Origin of the sequence: Streptomyces sp. NBC_00872, assembly GCF_045161915.1 — a bacterium.
Taxonomy (GTDB): Bacteria; Actinomycetota; Actinomycetes; order Streptomycetales; family Streptomycetaceae; genus Streptomyces.
This window is the reverse complement of the sequence record NZ_CP108806.1, coordinates 139,027-153,759: the sequence shown is the minus strand read 5'-3', so window position 1 is coordinate 153,759 and position 14,733 is coordinate 139,027. Positions and strand designations below refer to the sequence as shown.

Annotated in this window: 15 protein-coding genes and 1 pseudogene; 5 read left to right on the top strand and 11 right to left on the bottom strand. The window is 71.9% G+C overall.

Annotated features, from left to right (window positions below):
• Window positions 1-33 precede the first annotated feature (33 nt).
• The 9 genes from OG214_RS00755 to OG214_RS00715 form a co-directional block, all read right to left on the bottom strand.
• Complete coding sequence (locus OG214_RS00755; RefSeq protein ID WP_405983382.1) at window positions 34-447, bottom strand: pyridoxamine 5'-phosphate oxidase family protein; 414 nt, start codon at window positions 445-447, stop codon at window positions 34-36.
• On the bottom strand, window positions 444-2,099 hold the full coding sequence (locus tag OG214_RS00750) for a SulP family inorganic anion transporter (protein WP_405987395.1): 1,656 nt from the start codon (window positions 2,097-2,099) through the stop codon (window positions 444-446). Before OG214_RS00750 ends, OG214_RS00755 begins: the two co-directional genes overlap by 4 nt.
• Window positions 2,100-2,173: 74 nt before the next feature.
• The gene (locus OG214_RS00745; protein ID WP_363086104.1) at window positions 2,174-2,533 is read right to left on the bottom strand and encodes a metalloregulator ArsR/SmtB family transcription factor; all 360 of its coding nucleotides are present in this window, start codon (window positions 2,531-2,533) and stop codon (window positions 2,174-2,176) included.
• A 130-nt stretch (window positions 2,534-2,663) separates the two neighbouring features.
• Window positions 2,664-3,752: a 1,2-phenylacetyl-CoA epoxidase subunit PaaE gene (gene paaE, locus OG214_RS00740; protein WP_405987394.1), complete on the bottom strand. Its 1,089-nt coding sequence runs from the start codon at window positions 3,750-3,752 to the stop codon at window positions 2,664-2,666.
• 89 nt (window positions 3,753-3,841) lie between these two features.
• Window positions 3,842-4,372 (bottom strand): 1,2-phenylacetyl-CoA epoxidase subunit PaaD, encoded by a 531-nt coding sequence (gene paaD, locus OG214_RS00735; protein ID WP_363086105.1) that lies wholly within the window; start codon window positions 4,370-4,372, stop codon window positions 3,842-3,844.
• Window positions 4,366-5,223 (bottom strand): 1,2-phenylacetyl-CoA epoxidase subunit PaaC, encoded by an 858-nt coding sequence (gene paaC / locus OG214_RS00730; RefSeq protein ID WP_405983381.1) that lies wholly within the window; start codon window positions 5,221-5,223, stop codon window positions 4,366-4,368. The genes paaD and paaC overlap by 7 nt, the downstream gene beginning before the upstream one ends.
• A 32-nt stretch (window positions 5,224-5,255) precedes the next feature.
• Complete coding sequence (gene paaB / locus OG214_RS00725) at window positions 5,256-5,594, bottom strand: 1,2-phenylacetyl-CoA epoxidase subunit PaaB (RefSeq protein WP_363085793.1); 339 nt, start codon at window positions 5,592-5,594, stop codon at window positions 5,256-5,258.
• Window positions 5,591-6,601 carry a 1,2-phenylacetyl-CoA epoxidase subunit PaaA gene (gene paaA, locus OG214_RS00720; RefSeq protein WP_405983380.1) on the bottom strand — a complete coding sequence of 337 codons (1,011 nt, stop codon included), beginning with the start codon at window positions 6,599-6,601 and terminating at the stop codon, window positions 5,591-5,593. Before paaA ends, paaB begins: the two co-directional genes overlap by 4 nt.
• Before the next feature lie 197 nt (window positions 6,602-6,798).
• The gene (locus OG214_RS00715; RefSeq protein ID WP_405983379.1) at window positions 6,799-8,022 is read right to left on the bottom strand and encodes a thiolase family protein; all 1,224 of its coding nucleotides are present in this window, start codon (window positions 8,020-8,022) and stop codon (window positions 6,799-6,801) included.
• A gap of 248 nt (window positions 8,023-8,270) precedes the next feature.
• Between OG214_RS00715 and paaK the strand changes: the two genes are divergently transcribed.
• Window positions 8,271-9,635: a phenylacetate--CoA ligase PaaK gene (gene paaK / locus OG214_RS00710; RefSeq protein WP_405983378.1), complete on the top strand. Its 1,365-nt coding sequence runs from the start codon at window positions 8,271-8,273 to the stop codon at window positions 9,633-9,635.
• A gap of 106 nt (window positions 9,636-9,741) precedes the next feature.
• Here the strand turns inward: paaK and OG214_RS00705 are convergent, their stop codons facing one another.
• Entirely contained in the window at window positions 9,742-10,380 is a 639-nt protein-coding gene (locus tag OG214_RS00705; RefSeq protein ID WP_365904136.1) for a TetR/AcrR family transcriptional regulator, read from the bottom strand.
• An 87-nt stretch (window positions 10,381-10,467) separates the two neighbouring features.
• On the opposite strand from OG214_RS00705, the gene OG214_RS00700 reads away from it, so the two are divergent.
• The gene (locus OG214_RS00700; RefSeq protein ID WP_405983377.1) at window positions 10,468-11,241 is read left to right on the top strand and encodes an MBL fold metallo-hydrolase; all 774 of its coding nucleotides are present in this window, start codon (window positions 10,468-10,470) and stop codon (window positions 11,239-11,241) included.
• A 120-nt stretch (window positions 11,242-11,361) separates the two neighbouring features.
• On the opposite strand, the gene OG214_RS00695 is transcribed toward OG214_RS00700, so the two are convergent.
• Window positions 11,362-12,360 (bottom strand): hypothetical protein, encoded by a 999-nt coding sequence (locus OG214_RS00695; protein ID WP_405983376.1) that lies wholly within the window; start codon window positions 12,358-12,360, stop codon window positions 11,362-11,364.
• Window positions 12,361-12,613: 253 nt separating this feature from the next.
• On the opposite strand from OG214_RS00695, the gene OG214_RS00690 reads away from it, so the two are divergent.
• The 3 genes and pseudogenes from OG214_RS00690 to OG214_RS00680 all read left to right on the top strand — a co-directional run bounded on the left by OG214_RS00690 (window position 12,614) and on the right by OG214_RS00680 (window position 14,730).
• The gene (locus tag OG214_RS00690) at window positions 12,614-13,819 is read left to right on the top strand and encodes a cysteine desulfurase-like protein (protein WP_405983375.1); all 1,206 of its coding nucleotides are present in this window, start codon (window positions 12,614-12,616) and stop codon (window positions 13,817-13,819) included.
• A 208-nt stretch (window positions 13,820-14,027) separates the two neighbouring features.
• Window positions 14,028-14,138, top strand: a pseudogene (locus OG214_RS00685) (DinB family protein); the annotation flags it as partial.
• Window positions 14,139-14,268: 130 nt separating this feature from the next.
• Window positions 14,269-14,730 (top strand): VOC family protein, encoded by a 462-nt coding sequence (locus tag OG214_RS00680; protein ID WP_405983374.1) that lies wholly within the window; start codon window positions 14,269-14,271, stop codon window positions 14,728-14,730.
• The last annotated feature ends 3 nt before the right edge of the window (window positions 14,731-14,733 follow it).

The following is a 14,733-nucleotide window of genomic DNA, read 5'->3' as shown; positions in this document are numbered from 1 at the left end:
CATGCCGGCGGGGAAGGGTGTCGATCCGCGTGATCACCGGGCCCCCGCGGGGACGAGGCGGAAGCCGGTGACGGTCTGCGGCTGGATGCGCACGAGGGTGTCGTGCGGGCCATGGGCCCAGCCGGGCAGCGTACGGCGGTAGTGGGCGGCCTCGTCCAGGTCGGTGATGACCGTGGCGGGTCCGCCGGCGGTGACGGTCCAGCCGGTGCCGCTCGTCGCGCGGATCTCGTCCGCGTGATACGTCAGCGGGGTCCGTCCCGACAGCGCCGCCGGCTGGGCGGGGGTACGGACGATCAGACGCCCGTACTCCAGGACATGCACCGCGGGGCGGACCATGGCGTTCTCCCGCTGGACATACACCAGCCGTCCGTGGACGGCGCCTTCGAGCAGCCACAGGGCCTCGGTGCCGGAGACCTCGACCATGCGGCGGGACACGGGAACGGTCATCGCGAAGCCTCCTCGGTGCGGGGGGCGGGCGGGCCGGGAACGGCGGGCAGGAGTCCGGCACCGCGCAGATAGGCGCGGGCCCCGGCGATGGCCTCGGGCGTGGTGGCGTACTCCCGCCCTTCGTGCCGGAGCAGGTCCAGGACCCCGACGGAGCCGAGGGCCTGACGCTGACCCGGCCGTATCCCCGAGGTCATGACGGCGATGCCGCGCCGGGTCAGCTTCTCCACCGCGTCCTTGAGGACCAGCGCGCCGGTGGCGTCCACCGTCGATACGCGCGACATCCGCAGGATGACCACCCGCACGTCGGCGACCTCGCTCAGTTCCAGCAGAAAGCGGTGCGCGCCGGCGAAGAACAGCGGCCCGTCGATCCGGTAGGCGACGATGTGCTCGGCGAGCAGCGCGTGCTCCTCGTCGGTGTGTCCGCCCGGCAGATCGGGACGGAAGTCCACCTGATCCATCCGGGCCTGCTGGGCCACGGCCCGCAGTGCCAGGGCGCCGGCCACCGCCAGACCGATGATCACGGCGAGGACGAGGTCGAGCACGAGGGTCGCCACCGCGGTCAGGACGAGTACGGTCGCGTCCGAGCGGGTCGCGCGGACCATCGCCCGGACCGCGCCGACCTCGACCATACGGATCGCGGTCGCCAGCAGCACCCCGGCCAGCGCGGCGAGAGGGATCCGCGCGACCAGCGGAGCGGCGGCGAAGACGATCACGGCGAGGACGGCGGCATGGGTGAGGGCGGCCAGCCGGGAGGACGCGCCGGTACGGACATTGACGGCGGTACGGGCGATCGCGGCCGTCGCCGGGACCCCGCCGAAGAGCGGAGCGGCCAGGTTCGCCAGACCCTGCCCGAACAGCTCTCTGTCCGGATCGTGCTGCTGACCGACCGTCATACCGTCCGCGACCGTGGCGGACAGAAGGGACTCCAGGGCCGCCAGCGCCGCGACCGCCACCGCCGGGGCGAGCAGCGAACCGAGCGCGGAGAGATCGAGGAAGCCGAGGGACGGAGCCGGCAGGCCGGACGGCAGGGGGCCGATCGAGGCGGCGTCCAGGTGGCAGAACTGTACGACGAGGGTCGCGGCGATCACCGCGACGATGGAGAACGGGACGGCGGGCCGCCACCGTGCGCCGAGCAGCATCGCGGTCGCCACGGCGAGGGTGAGGGCCAGCGCGGTCCAGTGGGGGGCGCGTACGAATTCCCCGACCGCCCGCCAGGCCATCACCAGGACGCTGTCGCCCCCGGGCGCGGCCACTCCCAGCGCGTTCGGGATCTGCTGGAGACCGATCACACAGGCGATGCCGAGGGTGAAGCCCTCCACCACCGGGGCGGGGACGTACCGCATATACCGTCCGGCACGCAGCAGGGCGAGTGCGATCAGCAGGACACCGGCCATCAGCCCGACGGTGAGCACACCACCGGGGCCGTACTGGGCGACGATCGGCACCAGTACGACCGTCATGGCTCCCGTCGGTCCGGAGACCTGGAGGTTCGAGCCGCCGAACAGCGCCGCGAGGGCGCCCGCCACCACGGCGGTCGCCAGACCGGCCGCCGCGCCGAGCCCGGAGGACACCCCGAAACCCAGGGCGAGCGGCAGCGCGACGACGGCGACGGTGAGGCCGGCCAGCAGATCCCGGCGTGGGTGACGGCCCATGACGGCGAAGTCGGCCCGGACGGGCAGCAGGGAACGGATCCGGCCCCGGGACGGGACCGGCGGCGTACGCACTCTCACCGCGCGGAGACCTCGGTTTCCCGAGGCTCCTCCCGTTCCCGCAACTCCTCCAGCAGTTCGTTCTGCCCGGCGAGCATGTCGGTCAGGATCCGCCGGGCGGCCCTCATCAGCTCCGCCACGTCCCCGCCGGCCAGTTCGTACACCACGGTCGGGCCCTCGCGGGTGGCGCGCACGATGCCGGAGCGGCGCAGCACCGCCAGTTGCTGGGAGAGACTCGACGGTTCGATCCCTGTCGCCGTGAGCAGATCCCGTACGGGCATCGGCCCGTCCTGCAACAGCTCCAGCACCCGGATACGGACCGGGTGCCCCAGCATCCGGAAGAACTCGGCCTTCACCTGGTACAGCGGAACCGGCACGGTCTCGGACCTCTCCTCACCATCTGATCACCCCGACGACCACAGCATGTAGTGAATTGCAGAATTTTGCAATTCATCCAGTCGGCAGTCGCGATAGGGGGCCGATCCGCTGCGGATCGAGGAGCGGGTCTCAGCTGTCGAAGTCCACCGCCAGCGTTTCCGAGACGGGGAAGGTCTGGCACGTCAGGACATATCCCTCGGCCACCTCCGACCGCTCCAGCGCGAAGTTGCGGCGCATGTCGCCCTCGCCCTCCGTGATACGGGCGCGGCAGGTGCCGCAGACGCCTCCCTTGCAGGCGAACGGCAGGTCGGGGCGGGTGCGTTGGGCGCCGTCGAGGAGGGGGATGCCGCGCGGCAGCGCGGACGTGGTGGAGCGGCCGTCGAGAGTGATCGTGACCTGGCTGACGGGACCGTCCGCCACCGCGTCCTCGTGCCGGACCGACCGTACGGGCTGGTCGTCGGCGTAGAACAGCTCCCGGTGCACACGGTCGGACGGTACGCCCAGCTCCGCGAGGAGCCGCTGCGCCTCCTGGACCATGAGATGCGGACCGCACAGCCACCAGTGGTCCGTGGCCCCGACGTCCACCAGTCCGCCGATGAGCGCGGTCAGCCGCTCGGCGTCGAGACGGCCCGACAGCAGATCGGCCTCGCGCGGTTCGCGGGAGAGCACATGCCCGAGCTGGAACCGTGCGGGGTGGAGGTCCTTGAGATCCGCCAGCTCGTCGGCGAACATCACCGTGTCCGTACGGCGGTTCCCGTAGAAGAGCGTGACACGCGAGCGGCTGTCGGCCGCGAGGACCGACTCGGCGATCGACAGCATCGGGGTGATGCCGGAGCCCGCCGCGACCAGGACATGGTGGCCGGGCGTGCCGAGGTCGGGGGTGAAGGAGCCGGTGGGCCCCATCACCTCGACGGTGTCACCGGGACGTACGCCGTGCACCAGCCAGGAGGAGAAGAGCCCGCCGGGGACCATACGTACACCGATCCGCGGCGGTGTGCCCTCGGGAGAACAGATGGAGTACGAGCGGCGCTCGTCCCGTCCGTCGATCTCCCGGCGCAGGGTGAGCGACTGGCCGGCCCGGTGGGCGAACTCCCCGGTCAGCTCCTCGGGGATGTCGAAGGCGATCGCCGCGGCGTCCTCGCACAGCCGCTCGACGGCGGCCACCCGCAGCAGGTGGAAGGCAGGCCGGCGGCGGGTGCGCGCGGTCGCGGCGCCCATCCCGGCCGTGGTGCCGGCCGCGTTCTCCGCACCGGCCCCGGTCGCGCTTCCCGCGCCGGTCGCGCCGGCGGCGGCGGTGGTCGGGGCCATCAGATCTCCTTGACGTACTCGAACGGTTCCAGACAGGCACGGCAGCGCCACAGCGCCTTGCAGGAGGTGGAGGCGAAGCGCGATGTCTCCTCGGTGTCGGCCGAACCGCAGCGCGGGCACTCCACCGCCCGCCGGGTGACCGACAGTTCCAGCGGGACGGGGCCGGCGGCCCGCCGGCGCACCGGGCCGGGCGGCGCGATGCCGTGTTCCCCGAGCTTGCGGCGGCCCGCGGGGGTGATCCACTCCGTGGTCCACGGCGGATCGAGTTCCGTCCTGATCTCCACCCGCGCGAATCCCGCCGCCCGCAGCCGGGACGCCACACCGGCGCGCATCTCGGCCATCGCCGGGCAGCCCGAGTACGTCGGGGTCAGGCTCGCGACGACCGTGCCGTCGGCCATGACCTCGACGCTCCGCAGCACCCCCAGATCGGCGAGGGTCAGCATGGGCAGCTCGGGATCGGGCACCTGCTCGGCGACCCGCCGGGCCCGCTGCGCGGTGAGGGACGCGAGGGAGGAGCTCGTGGTCACCATGTCGCCCCCGGATGGGCACGCGCCACGCTCTGCAACTCCGCCAGCAGCGGCGCCAGATGCACGGTGTGGTCGCCGTCCCGGCCGCCGCCCGCCAGGGGAGCGGCGTCGGGAAGCGTGAGCCCGGCGGCGTCGAGAACCTGGCCGAGCACCTCCGTCACCTCGTCCCGTACGGACACCGCGTCGATGCCGAACCCGGGCTCTGCGTCAAGGAGTTCACCGATGTACGGGGCGATCTCACGCAGCGCCGCGACCATGCGGCGGTGCGACTCCTCCGTGCCGTCACCCAGCCGCAGCGTCCAGTCGGCGGCGAACTGGCGGTGGTAGGCGAGTTCGTTGACACCCTTGGCCGCGACGGCCGCCAGCACCGGATCCTTCGCCGCCGTCGCCAGCCGTCCGAACACCGCCAGCCGCCAGCAGGACAGCACGAGCAGCCGCACGGTCGAGAAGGCGAAGTCGCCGTTGGGCAGTTCGGCCAGGCGCACATTGCGGAAGTCGTCCGCGTCCCGGAAGTAGGCGTACGCGTCCTCGTCGCGCCCGGTGCCGTCCACCTGCCCCGCCCGTGCGTAGAGCAGCCGGGCCTGGCCGAGCAGATCGAGCCCGATATTGGCCAGCGCCACCTCCTCCTCCAGCTCCGGCGCGAGGGTGCACCACTCGGCGAGGCGCTGCGCGCCCACCAGGGCGTCATCGGCCAGCGCCAGACACCGACCGGTCAGTTCCCGGGTATCGACCCCCTCAGGCACGGCCGTGTCCACACCGTGCAGCGGGTCCTCGAAACCGGTGCCGAACGCCCATCGGGCGTCGCCGTCGTCATGCCCCTCGGCCAGGGACATATAGACATGATCGTCACTCATGTCCGGCTCCTGGATGCGCTCATGCCCGGCTCCTAGATGTGGGGGACGTCATCGGGGATGTCGTAGAAGGTGGGATGGCGGTAGACCTTGTCCGCGCTCGGTGCGAAGAAGGGGTCCTTCTCGTCGCGCGTGGAGGCCGCGATGTGCTGCGAGCGTACGACCCAGATACTGACGCCCTCGTTGCGCCGGGTGTACAGATCACGGGCGTGGGTGAGCGCCATGGTGTCGTCGGCGGCGTGCAGCGAGCCGACATGCACATGGTTCAGACCGCGCTTGCCCCGTACGAACACCTCGTACAGCGGCCATTCCCCCGTGGTCTCCGGTGCGCTCTCCGCCTGGCTCAGTGCCGTGCTCTCCTCGTGGCCGCTCATGCCGCCGCCCCTTCCTCGCTCCGGGCGGCCCGGCGGGCCGCGTGGGCGGTCGCCGCCGCACGGACCCAGGCGCCCTCCTCGTGTGCTGTCCGCCGCCGCGCGACACGTTCGCTGTTGCACGGTCCGTCCCCGCGGATCACCCGCTGGAGCTCGGACCAGTCGGGGGTGCCGAAGTCATGGCGCCCGCGCTCCTCGTTCCAGCGCAGCTCGGGGTCGGGCAGCGTGACACCGAGCTTCTCCGCCTGCGGCACGGTCATATCGACGAACCGCCGGCGCAGCTCGTCATTGCTGTGGCGCTTGATCTTCCAGGCTATCGAGGCCGCGGAGTTGGGGGAGTCGCCGTCGGGCGGCCCGAACATCATCAGCGACGGCCACCACCAGCGGTCGACCGCGTCCTGCACCATCGCGCGCTGGGCGTCCGTACCGCGCATCATCGTCATCAGCAGTTCGTAGCCCTGCCGCTGGTGGAAGGACTCCTCCTTGCAGATCCGCACCATGGCGCGCGCGTAGGGCCCGTACGAACTGCGGCACAGCGGGACCTGGTTGCAGATCGCCGCGCCGTCCACGAACCAGCCGATCACCCCGACATCCGCGAAGCCGGGCGTCGGATAGTTGAAGATCGAGGAGTACTTCTGGCGCCCTTCGATCAGCCGCTCGGTCAGATCGGCGCGGTCGGCCCCCAGGGTCTCGGCCGCGGAGTAGAGATAGAGGCCGTGCCCCGCCTCGTCCTGGACCTTGGCGAACAGGATGGCCTTACGGCGCAGCGACGGAGCCCGGGTGATCCACTCGCCCTCCGGCTGCATACCGATGATCTCGGAGTGCGCGTGCTGTGCGATCTGCCTGATCAGCGTCTTGCGATAGGCGTCGGGCATCCAGTCGCGCGGTTCGATCCGCTGATCCCGCTCGATGGTCGCGTCGAAGTGCGCCTGGAGGCGCGCTCCGTGCGAGCCGGTGGCGGTGGTGACGGACGAGGCGGCGACGGACGAGGCGGAGTCTGTCGTGGTCATCGATACCAGCTTCCCAACCGACCGTTCGTTCGGTATGTAGTGTGATGAGTCTACTGCGCACGTGTGAGCCCCGCCAAGGGGGTACGTACCGGCAGGCGGGAGGACACGAGCCCGACCGGGCGGGGGCGGCCGGTCCGCCGGACCCGGCCCGTTTCCGGACCGGTCCGGAAACGGCCGTCTTCTCCCGTGATCGCCGGTCACACCCGCTCCACGAGCATCGCCACGCCCTGGCCGACCCCCACGCACAGGGTGGCCAGACCCCGGCGGGCGTCCTCGCGTTCCAGCCGTCCGAGCAGAGTGAGCAGGATACGGGCGCCGGAGCAGCCGAGCGGATGGCCGAGGGCGATGGCACCCCCGTCCGCGTTGACCCGCTCCTCGTCGAGCTTCAGACGGCGTACGACGGCGAGGGCCTGCGCGGCGAAGGCCTCGTTCAGCTCGACCGCGCCCAGATCGCCGGTCCCCCAGCCCGCGCGGGCGAGGGCCTTCTCCGTGGCGGGCACCGGGCCGAGGCCCATCAGACCGGCCTGGACACCCGCCGACGCGGAGGTGACGATCCGGGCCCGGGGGGTGAGCCCGTACCGCTCGACGGCCGCCGCGCTCGCCACGACCAGGGCCGCCGCACCGTCGGACAGCGGCGAGGAGGAACCCGCGGTGACGATGCCGTCCTCGCGGAAGATCGTGCGCAGCGCGGCGAGCTTCTCCGGTGTAGTGCCGGGGCGCGGACCCTCGTCGGCGGTCACCTCGCCGCCCTTGACGGGTACCGGCACGATCTCCCGGTCGAAGTGGCCCGCCTCCCGGGCGGCGACGGCCCTTTGGTGGCTGCGCAGCGCGAAGGCGTCGGACTCGGCGCGGGTGATGCCGTCCAGGGCCGCCACCTCCTCCGCGGTCTCGCCCATCGACAGGGTCACCTTCGCCGCGCCGGGCCCGGAGCCGGCGGACACGGCCCGGTCGGCGGCGGTGAAACGGGGGTTGGTGAAGCGCCAGCCCAGCGAGGTGTCGTACACCTCGCCCGGTTTGGCCCACGGTGTGCCGGGCTTCGCCATCACCCACGGGGCGCGGGTCATCGACTCCACCCCGCCCGCGACGATCAGGTCGGCCTCGCCCGAGCGGATCGTCTGCGCGGCGGAGGCGACGGCGGTCAGTCCCGAGGCGCAGAGGCGGTTGACGGTGTAGCCGGGCACGGTGTGCGGCAGTCCGGCCAGCAGGACGGCCATCCTGGCCACATCGCGGTTGTCCTCGCCCGCCTGGTTGGCGGCGCCGAGGATCACCTCGTCCACGGCCTCGCCGGGAATCCCGGAGCGCGCCACGGCTTCACCGACGACCAGAGCCGCCAGATCGTCGGGCCGTACGGTCGCCAGGGCGCCGCCGTAGCGGCCCTGCGGGGTGCGGGCACCGTCGATCAGATAGACCTCGTCGGACATCGATGCGCTCCTTGGCGGGCTGGCGGGCTGGCGGGCTGGCGGGCGGAAGGGTGAGCGGGCGGGCGGGAGGACGGACGGAGTCGCTGCTCACGGGGTTCTCCGGGGCGGTACCGCCCTCTTGACAGGCGAGGGTGACGCTTGATTCGGTGACAACCCCGACGCTAACCGAATGTTCGGTCGGTCTACAAGGTGGTGGAAACCGTGACGCAGGTCACTGCTGGGGCATCCGGTCCGGCGGAGGAGACACGATGAGCGGCGCGACGGGTCCGACGGACGCCGCGACGGGCCCGGCGGGCGCGGGGATCCGGCGAGGGGAGAGCCTCCCGTACGAACTGCTCGACGCAGGCGAGCGCATGACGCGCGAGGAGCTGAGAGCGCACCAGCTCACCTGTCTGCGGGCGACCCTGCGCCACGCCTACGCCCATGTGGAGCTGTACCGGAAGAAGTTCGACGAGGCCGGGGTCGGTCCCGACGACTGCCGGGCGCTGTCGGATCTGGCCCGCTTCCCCTTCACCACGAAGGCCGACTTCCGCGACACCTACCCCTTCGGTATGTTCGCCGTCCCCATGGAACAGGTCCGCCGCGTCCATGCTTCCAGCGGCACCACGGGCCGTCCCACGGTGGTCGGCTACACCGAGAACGATCTCTCCGTGTGGGCCGACATCGTCGCCCGTTCGATCCGCGCCGCCGGCGGCCGGCCCGGCCACAAGGTGCATATCTCCTATGGATACGGGCTGTTCACCGGAGGGCTCGGCGCCCACTACGGCGCCGAGCGGGCCGGCTGTACGGTCGTCCCGGCCTCGGGCGGTATGACCGCCCGCCAGGTCCAGATCATCCAGGACTTCCGGCCCGAGATCATCATGGTCACCCCGTCCTACATGCTGACCCTCCTCGACGAGTTCGAACGGCAGGGCGTCGATCCGCGCACCAGCTCCCTGAAGGTGGGCATCTTCGGCGCCGAGCCATGGACGGAGGAGATGCGCCGGGAGATCGAGGAGCGCATGGACATCCACGCCGTCGACATCTACGGCCTCTCCGAGGTGATCGGGCCCGGTGTGGCCCAGGAGTGCGTCGACACCAAGGACGGGCTGCATGTGTGGGAGGACCACTTCTGGCCCGAGATCGTGGATCCCCTCGGCGATGGGCCGATGGCCGACGGCGAGGGCGGCGAACTCGTCCTCACCTCGCTCACCAAGGAGGCGCTCCCCGTCATCCGCTACCGCACCCGGGATCTGACCCGGCTGCTGCCGGGCACCGCCCGCCCCGCCTTCCGGCGTATCGAGAAGATCACCGGCCGCAGCGACGACATGCTCATCCTGCGCGGGGTGAATCTCTTCCCGACCCAGATCGAGGAGATCGTGCTGCGTGTCCCGGGCGTGGCCCCGCACTTCCAGCTCGAACTGACCCGCAGGGGCCGGATGGACCATATGACCGTGCGGGTGGAAGCGCGTCCGGAGACCGGGCGTGAACGGCGTGCGGAGGCGGCCCGGGAGATCGCCCAGGGCGTCAAGGACGGCGTCGGGGTGAGTGTCGACGCGGTCGTCGTCGACCCGGACACCCTGGAGCGCTCGGTGGGCAAGATCCGCCGGGTCAGGGACCTGCGCCAGGACTGACCGGGCGGCCCGTGCGACGGCGGTGCGGTGTGAGCGGGGAGGCCGGCCGACGGGCGCTGCCTGCCGTGCCCGCCGTGCCCGCCGGGGTCGCTTCCCGCGCGGCGCGTCACGGCAGCAGCGCCGCCGTGAGCATCTGGGCGAGCCACTGCCGGTACTCGGACGTGGCCCAGCCGCACCCGTGGGTCAGGCGTTCATGGACCTGAGGAGAGGTCAGCAGCCAGCACGCGTCCGCCGCCCGGACCGGATCCAGACCGGGACGCAGCATCCCGGCCGCCCTGAGGTGGTCGACGAACGCCCCGGTGCCCGCCCGCCGTTCCCGGTCGGTGGTGGCGGCCAGCTCGGCCAGTTCCGGATCGGCCGCGGACAGGACGGCCGTCAGAGGGGCCAGACGCTCATGGACGCCCGCCACGAAGCGTGCGTAACCGGCGAGCTTCCGGACCGGATCGGTCTCCGCGAGTACGGCGCGCAGCTCCGGCCGGGCGTGCATGGGCACCGGTTCGTCGTCCTGCGCGAGGGCGGTGTCGTAGACGGCTTTCACCAGCTCCGGCTTGCCGCCGAACACCTTGTACACCGTCGGTACGGAGACGCCCGCGAGCCGGGCCACGGACTGCACCGAGGTGGCCCGGTAGCCGTCCCGCAGCAGCGACTCCCGGCAGGCGTCCAGGATCGCGGCGCGGTTGCGTGCCGCCGCCGCCTGCCGTCCGCTGCTGTCGTAGCCGCGCCGCGGCCGGTCCGCTCCGGTCATGAGTCCCGCCTCCCCTGATTTCGATATAGTCTATTCTACTGAAAGTTGCCCGGCCGCCACGGCCGGGCGGAACAGCTGGGAGCAGCCATGGAGCAGATCTCGCAGTGCCCGCCCGGCGTCCATCGCCTGGGTGACAGCGTGGTCAATTTCTATGTGGTCGAGGAGCCGGACGGACTGGTCCTCGTGGACGCCGGACTGCCGGGGCACCGGCGGATGCTCTCCGACGCGCTCGCCGGACTCGGCGCGTCCGTCACCGACATCAAGGCGGTGCTGCTCACCCACGCCCATATCGATCACATCGGCCTCGCGGCCAGGCTCCACCGCGAGGCGGGAGCCGCGGTATGGACCCATCGCACCGACGCGCCCACCCTCGCCGCCGCCCGTCCGGCACGGGCGGCCGTCAAGCCGGAGCGCTCCATCGTGCCGTATCTGCTGCGCCGTCCCGCGGCCGTCGTGCTGCCCCTGCGGCTCGCCTCCCAGGGCGGTTTCAGCCCCGAGCCGGTGCGGGAGCCGGACACCTTCGACGGACGTCTCGTGCTCGACCGGGTCCCCGGTGCGCCGGAAGCGGTGCCGCTGCCGGGCCACACGCCGGGGAGCACCGCGTACTTCTTCCCCCGTCACGGCGCGGTCTTCACGGGGGACGCGCTCATCACCCACGACGGTCTCACCGGGGCGCGCGGTCCCCGGCTGATCTGCCGGGCCTTCACTCATGACAGCGCCGCGGCGCTCGCCTCGCTCGACCGGCTGGCCGAACTCACCGAGCACGACGCTGATCTGACGCTCCTGCCGGGTCATGGCGAGCCGATGGCCCACGGCCTCGCCGAGGCGGTCACGCGGGCCCGCGGGCTCGGCGTGGTCTGAGCCCTCCTGCGCCGGGAGACCGGAGCCGCGGATTGGAGCCCCGGAGCCGGAGTCCGGAGCTCCGAGCCTGGAGCCCTGTGCGCGGGGCCGGCGGCCGTCCGGATCAGCGGTCGGCCCTGATCATCGGACGGCACCCGGACCGGTACGGGACAGCGCCTCCGCGACAGGGCCCGCGACGGCCGGCTGCGCCAGATACTTGCCCGCCGAATGGACCCACACCCCGTCCGAGTCGATCCGCGCGCTCTCCGGGAGAACCCCCGCCGCGTTCGCCCGCATATCGTCTTCGAGACGAGGACGTACGGCGATGATGTCGTCCCGGTCCCAGAAATTCAGCCATCGCGCGACGCGTTCGGGCGCGCTCGGCGGCTGGGGGACAAGCCTCGGCCATACGACCGTACGCATCGCGAGCGGGGAACCCAGCGTCACCAGCAGAGGCGTCCCCGCCCCGTGGTGGTGGAGCGCCTCCAGCGCCACGACCGTACCCAGCGAGTGCGCCACCACGACCGCGGGACCGTCCCCGAGCGCATCGCGCACCCGCTGTCTGACCCTCCGGTCGAGGCTCAGACCGTCCTTGTCGCGCTCCCCGCGCGCCAGATAGCGGGCCACCTGCGCCAGATCCCCGACCATCAGCCTCGGGGTCGCCCAGCGCGCGACACCGCCCCACGGTTTCAACGCCATCAGAGTGGTCGCCACATTGAGCGCCCGGCGCACGACGGAGAGGGTTCCCTGCGCCTGCCCCGCCGGGGCGGCCTGGCCCCGGGCGTGTGCCAGGACCCTGCCCCGGGTCACCCAGCGGCCGTCCCGCGGTCCGTCGCCCCCGGCGTGCTCCGCGGTCAGCGCGGCCACCATCTCGACCAGCAGCCCGCCGAGGATCTCCGCCTCGTCCTTCTCCAGCGGTACGTCACCGGCGCCCTGGGCCTGCGGACGCGAGAAGAGATCGGCGTAGTACGCGAAGGAACACACGGGCGCGTCCGGCCCGCCGGCCGACAGCCGCTCGGCGAGCGAGGAGTGGCCCGCGGCCCGCATGCCCGTGGCGAGCGCCTCGGACCACAGGGCCCGTTCACGGTCCGGCTCCCGAGGACCACCGATGCCATGGACGAACACCACCCGCGGCCCCATCCGTACCTCCCCCGTGGTCCGTCGGCCACGAGATTAGCAACGAGAGGGACGGTGACGCGGTGCGGCCGTCATATACGCGCACCCGCCGTACCGGACCGCTGTCCGGGCCATTGCCGTCGGATCGGGAACGAGCGGGCCCGCGAGGGGTATCGACAGCAGAGATATGCTCCAGCGTCGCACCGGTGATCGAGAAGGTGCGGCGGGATCCGGCACGGGCAACCACGAGGAATCCAGCGAGAAGGAGTTACCGGTCATGACCTTTGACGTGGCGTCGGTACGTGCGTCCTACCCTGCGCTCGGTGACGGAACGGTCTATCTCGACGGTGCGGCGGGCACCCAGGTGCCGGCCGTGGTCATCGACGCGATCACCGACGCGTACCGGACCGGGATCGGCAACGTGGGCGGCTCCTTCGCCGCCAGCCGGTACTCGGGGGAGATCGTGGCCGGGTGCCGCCGGGCGGTCGCCGATCTGGTTGGCGGGGTTCCCGAGGGCATCGTGCTGGGCCAGAACACCACCTCCCTCGTCTACCGTTTCTCCCGGACGCTCGCCGACACCTGGCGGCCCGGTGACGAGATAGTGCTCTCCCGGCTGGACCACGACGCGAACATCCGCCCCTGGGTGCAGGCCGCGGCCCGCGCGGGCGCGGTCGTACGGTGGGCCGAGGTCGACCCGGCGACGGGCGAACTGCCGGTGGAGCAGTACGACACCCTGCTCGGTGAGCGCACCCGGCTGGTGGCGGTGACCGCGGCCAGCAATATCCTCGGCACCCGCCCCGATGTCGCGGCCATCACCGCCAAGGCGCACACGGTCGGCGCCCTGACCTATGTGGACGGGGTGCACGCCACTCCGCACGGTCCGGTCGATGCCGGCGCGCTGGGCGCGGACTTCTACGCCACCAGTGCCTACAAGTGGTCCGGTCCGCACATCGGTGCGGTCGCCGCGGATCCTGCGCTGCTGGAGACACTGCACCCGGACCAGCTGGCCTGCTCGTCCGGCGCGGTGCCGCTGCGCTTCGAGACGGGGACACCGCCCTTCGCGGATCTGGCCGGGGTCACCGCCGCCGTCGATCATCTGGCGGATCTGGCCGGACCGGGGGCGGGCGGACGGCGTGAGCGGCTGCTCGTTTCGATGAGGGCGGTGGAGGAGGCCGAGCACGAGCTGTTCGGGGTGATGCTGCGGGGTCTTGAGGAACTGCCCGGTGTCACGCTGTACGGAAAGCCCGCGCGGCGGACGGCGACCGCCTATTTCCGGGTGGCGGGACATACGCCGGCGGAGGTCGCGGGGCATCTCGCGGCCCGCCGGGTCAATGTCTGGGCCGGACACTGTTATGCCTGGGAGCTGACGGAGGTCCTGGGGCTGCGGGAGAGCGGTGGCGCGGTGCGCGCCGGGCTTGTGCACTACAACGACCGTTCCGACGTCGACCGGCTGCTGGAAGCGGTCGGGGAACTGGCCGTCTGACGGCGGGCGTCGGGTGCCGGGTGCCGGGTGCCGGGTGCCGGGAGCGCGGCGGTGGGGGGCGGGCGTCGGCGTCGGATGTTGGTGGGACGGCCGGCGCCAGGCCCGTGGCGGTGGGGCCCTGAAAAGGGAGCGCGGCGCGGTGCCGGACCGTGACAGGGTGGCGGACCAGTACATCCGTCCCGCCCCGCCGTACCGCTCCAGGAGCGTCGATCCCGACGACCCGTTCGTCGAGACGGTCTGGTGGGTCAACCAGGAACTCCTGCACCACGGGGCCGAGATCGCCCTGATACGCGATCTGTGGCGTGCCCGGCGGCGGTGACGGACCGGGGTGACTGAGTGGTAAGCGTTGAGTTGCCCGAGTGCCCGGGTGCCAGCAGAGTGGACGTGACGGAGCGGTCCCGAACACGTACGGCGGTCGGCCGGGGCGTGGCTGAGCTGGGGAGATGGCGATGGCGCGGCGAGAAGATCTTCCGGCACCGTCACAGGGGCTGGTCCTGACACACTTCCTCACCGTGCGTGATGTCGGCGTTTCGAGCCGCTTCTACGCGGACGTCCTCGGCGGCGAGGTGGTGCTCGCCGAGAATCCCGGGATCGTGAAGGTGGCCAACGGGTGGATCATCATGAACCCCGGCGGCGGACCCACCCCGGACAAGCCCGATGTCATCCTCACTCCGCCCGCCCCCGGCGACCCCGTGTCGTCGTTCCTGAACGTACGGGTCGCCGATCTGGCCGCCTTCTACGAGCAGGCCATCGCGAAGGGCGCGCACTTCCTGACCGAGCCGCTCGACCGCAAGGCGGAACTGCGCTGCTATCTGCGGGACCCCGACGGATATCTGATCGAGGTGGGCCAGGCGACCGGGATACTCCATGGCGTCTTCGCCGATCGCCCGCCCGCCGACGGCGACCGATGACCG

Excerpts from the sequence above, each read along its gene's own strand:
- OG214_RS00755 (WP_405983382.1), bottom strand. The coding sequence starts at position 447 with ATGACCGTTCCCGTGTCCCGCCGCATGGTCGAGGTCTCCGGCACCGAG.
- OG214_RS00750 (WP_405987395.1), bottom strand. The coding sequence starts at position 2,099 with ATGGGCCGTCACCCACGCCGGGATCTGCTGGCCGGCCTCACCGTCGCC.
- paaE (WP_405987394.1), bottom strand. The coding sequence starts at position 3,752 with ATGGGCGCCGCGACCGCGCGCACCCGCCGCCGGCCTGCCTTCCACCTG.
- paaD (WP_363086105.1), bottom strand. The coding sequence starts at position 4,372 with ATGGTGACCACGAGCTCCTCCCTCGCGTCCCTCACCGCGCAGCGGGCC.
- paaC (WP_405983381.1), bottom strand. The coding sequence starts at position 5,223 with ATGAGTGACGATCATGTCTATATGTCCCTGGCCGAGGGGCATGACGAC.
- paaB (WP_363085793.1), bottom strand. The coding sequence starts at position 5,594 with ATGAGCGGCCACGAGGAGAGCACGGCACTGAGCCAGGCGGAGAGCGCA.
- paaA (WP_405983380.1), bottom strand. The coding sequence starts at position 6,601 with ATGACCACGACAGACTCCGCCTCGTCCGTCGCCGCCTCGTCCGTCACC.
- OG214_RS00715 (WP_405983379.1), bottom strand. The coding sequence starts at position 8,022 with ATGTCCGACGAGGTCTATCTGATCGACGGTGCCCGCACCCCGCAGGGC.
- paaK (WP_405983378.1), top strand. The coding sequence starts at position 8,271 with ATGAGCGGCGCGACGGGTCCGACGGACGCCGCGACGGGCCCGGCGGGC.
- OG214_RS00705 (WP_365904136.1), bottom strand. The coding sequence starts at position 10,380 with ATGACCGGAGCGGACCGGCCGCGGCGCGGCTACGACAGCAGCGGACGG.
- OG214_RS00700 (WP_405983377.1), top strand. The coding sequence starts at position 10,468 with ATGGAGCAGATCTCGCAGTGCCCGCCCGGCGTCCATCGCCTGGGTGAC.
- OG214_RS00695 (WP_405983376.1), bottom strand. The coding sequence starts at position 12,360 with ATGGGGCCGCGGGTGGTGTTCGTCCATGGCATCGGTGGTCCTCGGGAG.
- OG214_RS00690 (WP_405983375.1), top strand. The coding sequence starts at position 12,614 with ATGACCTTTGACGTGGCGTCGGTACGTGCGTCCTACCCTGCGCTCGGT.
- OG214_RS00680 (WP_405983374.1), top strand. The coding sequence starts at position 14,269 with ATGGCGCGGCGAGAAGATCTTCCGGCACCGTCACAGGGGCTGGTCCTG.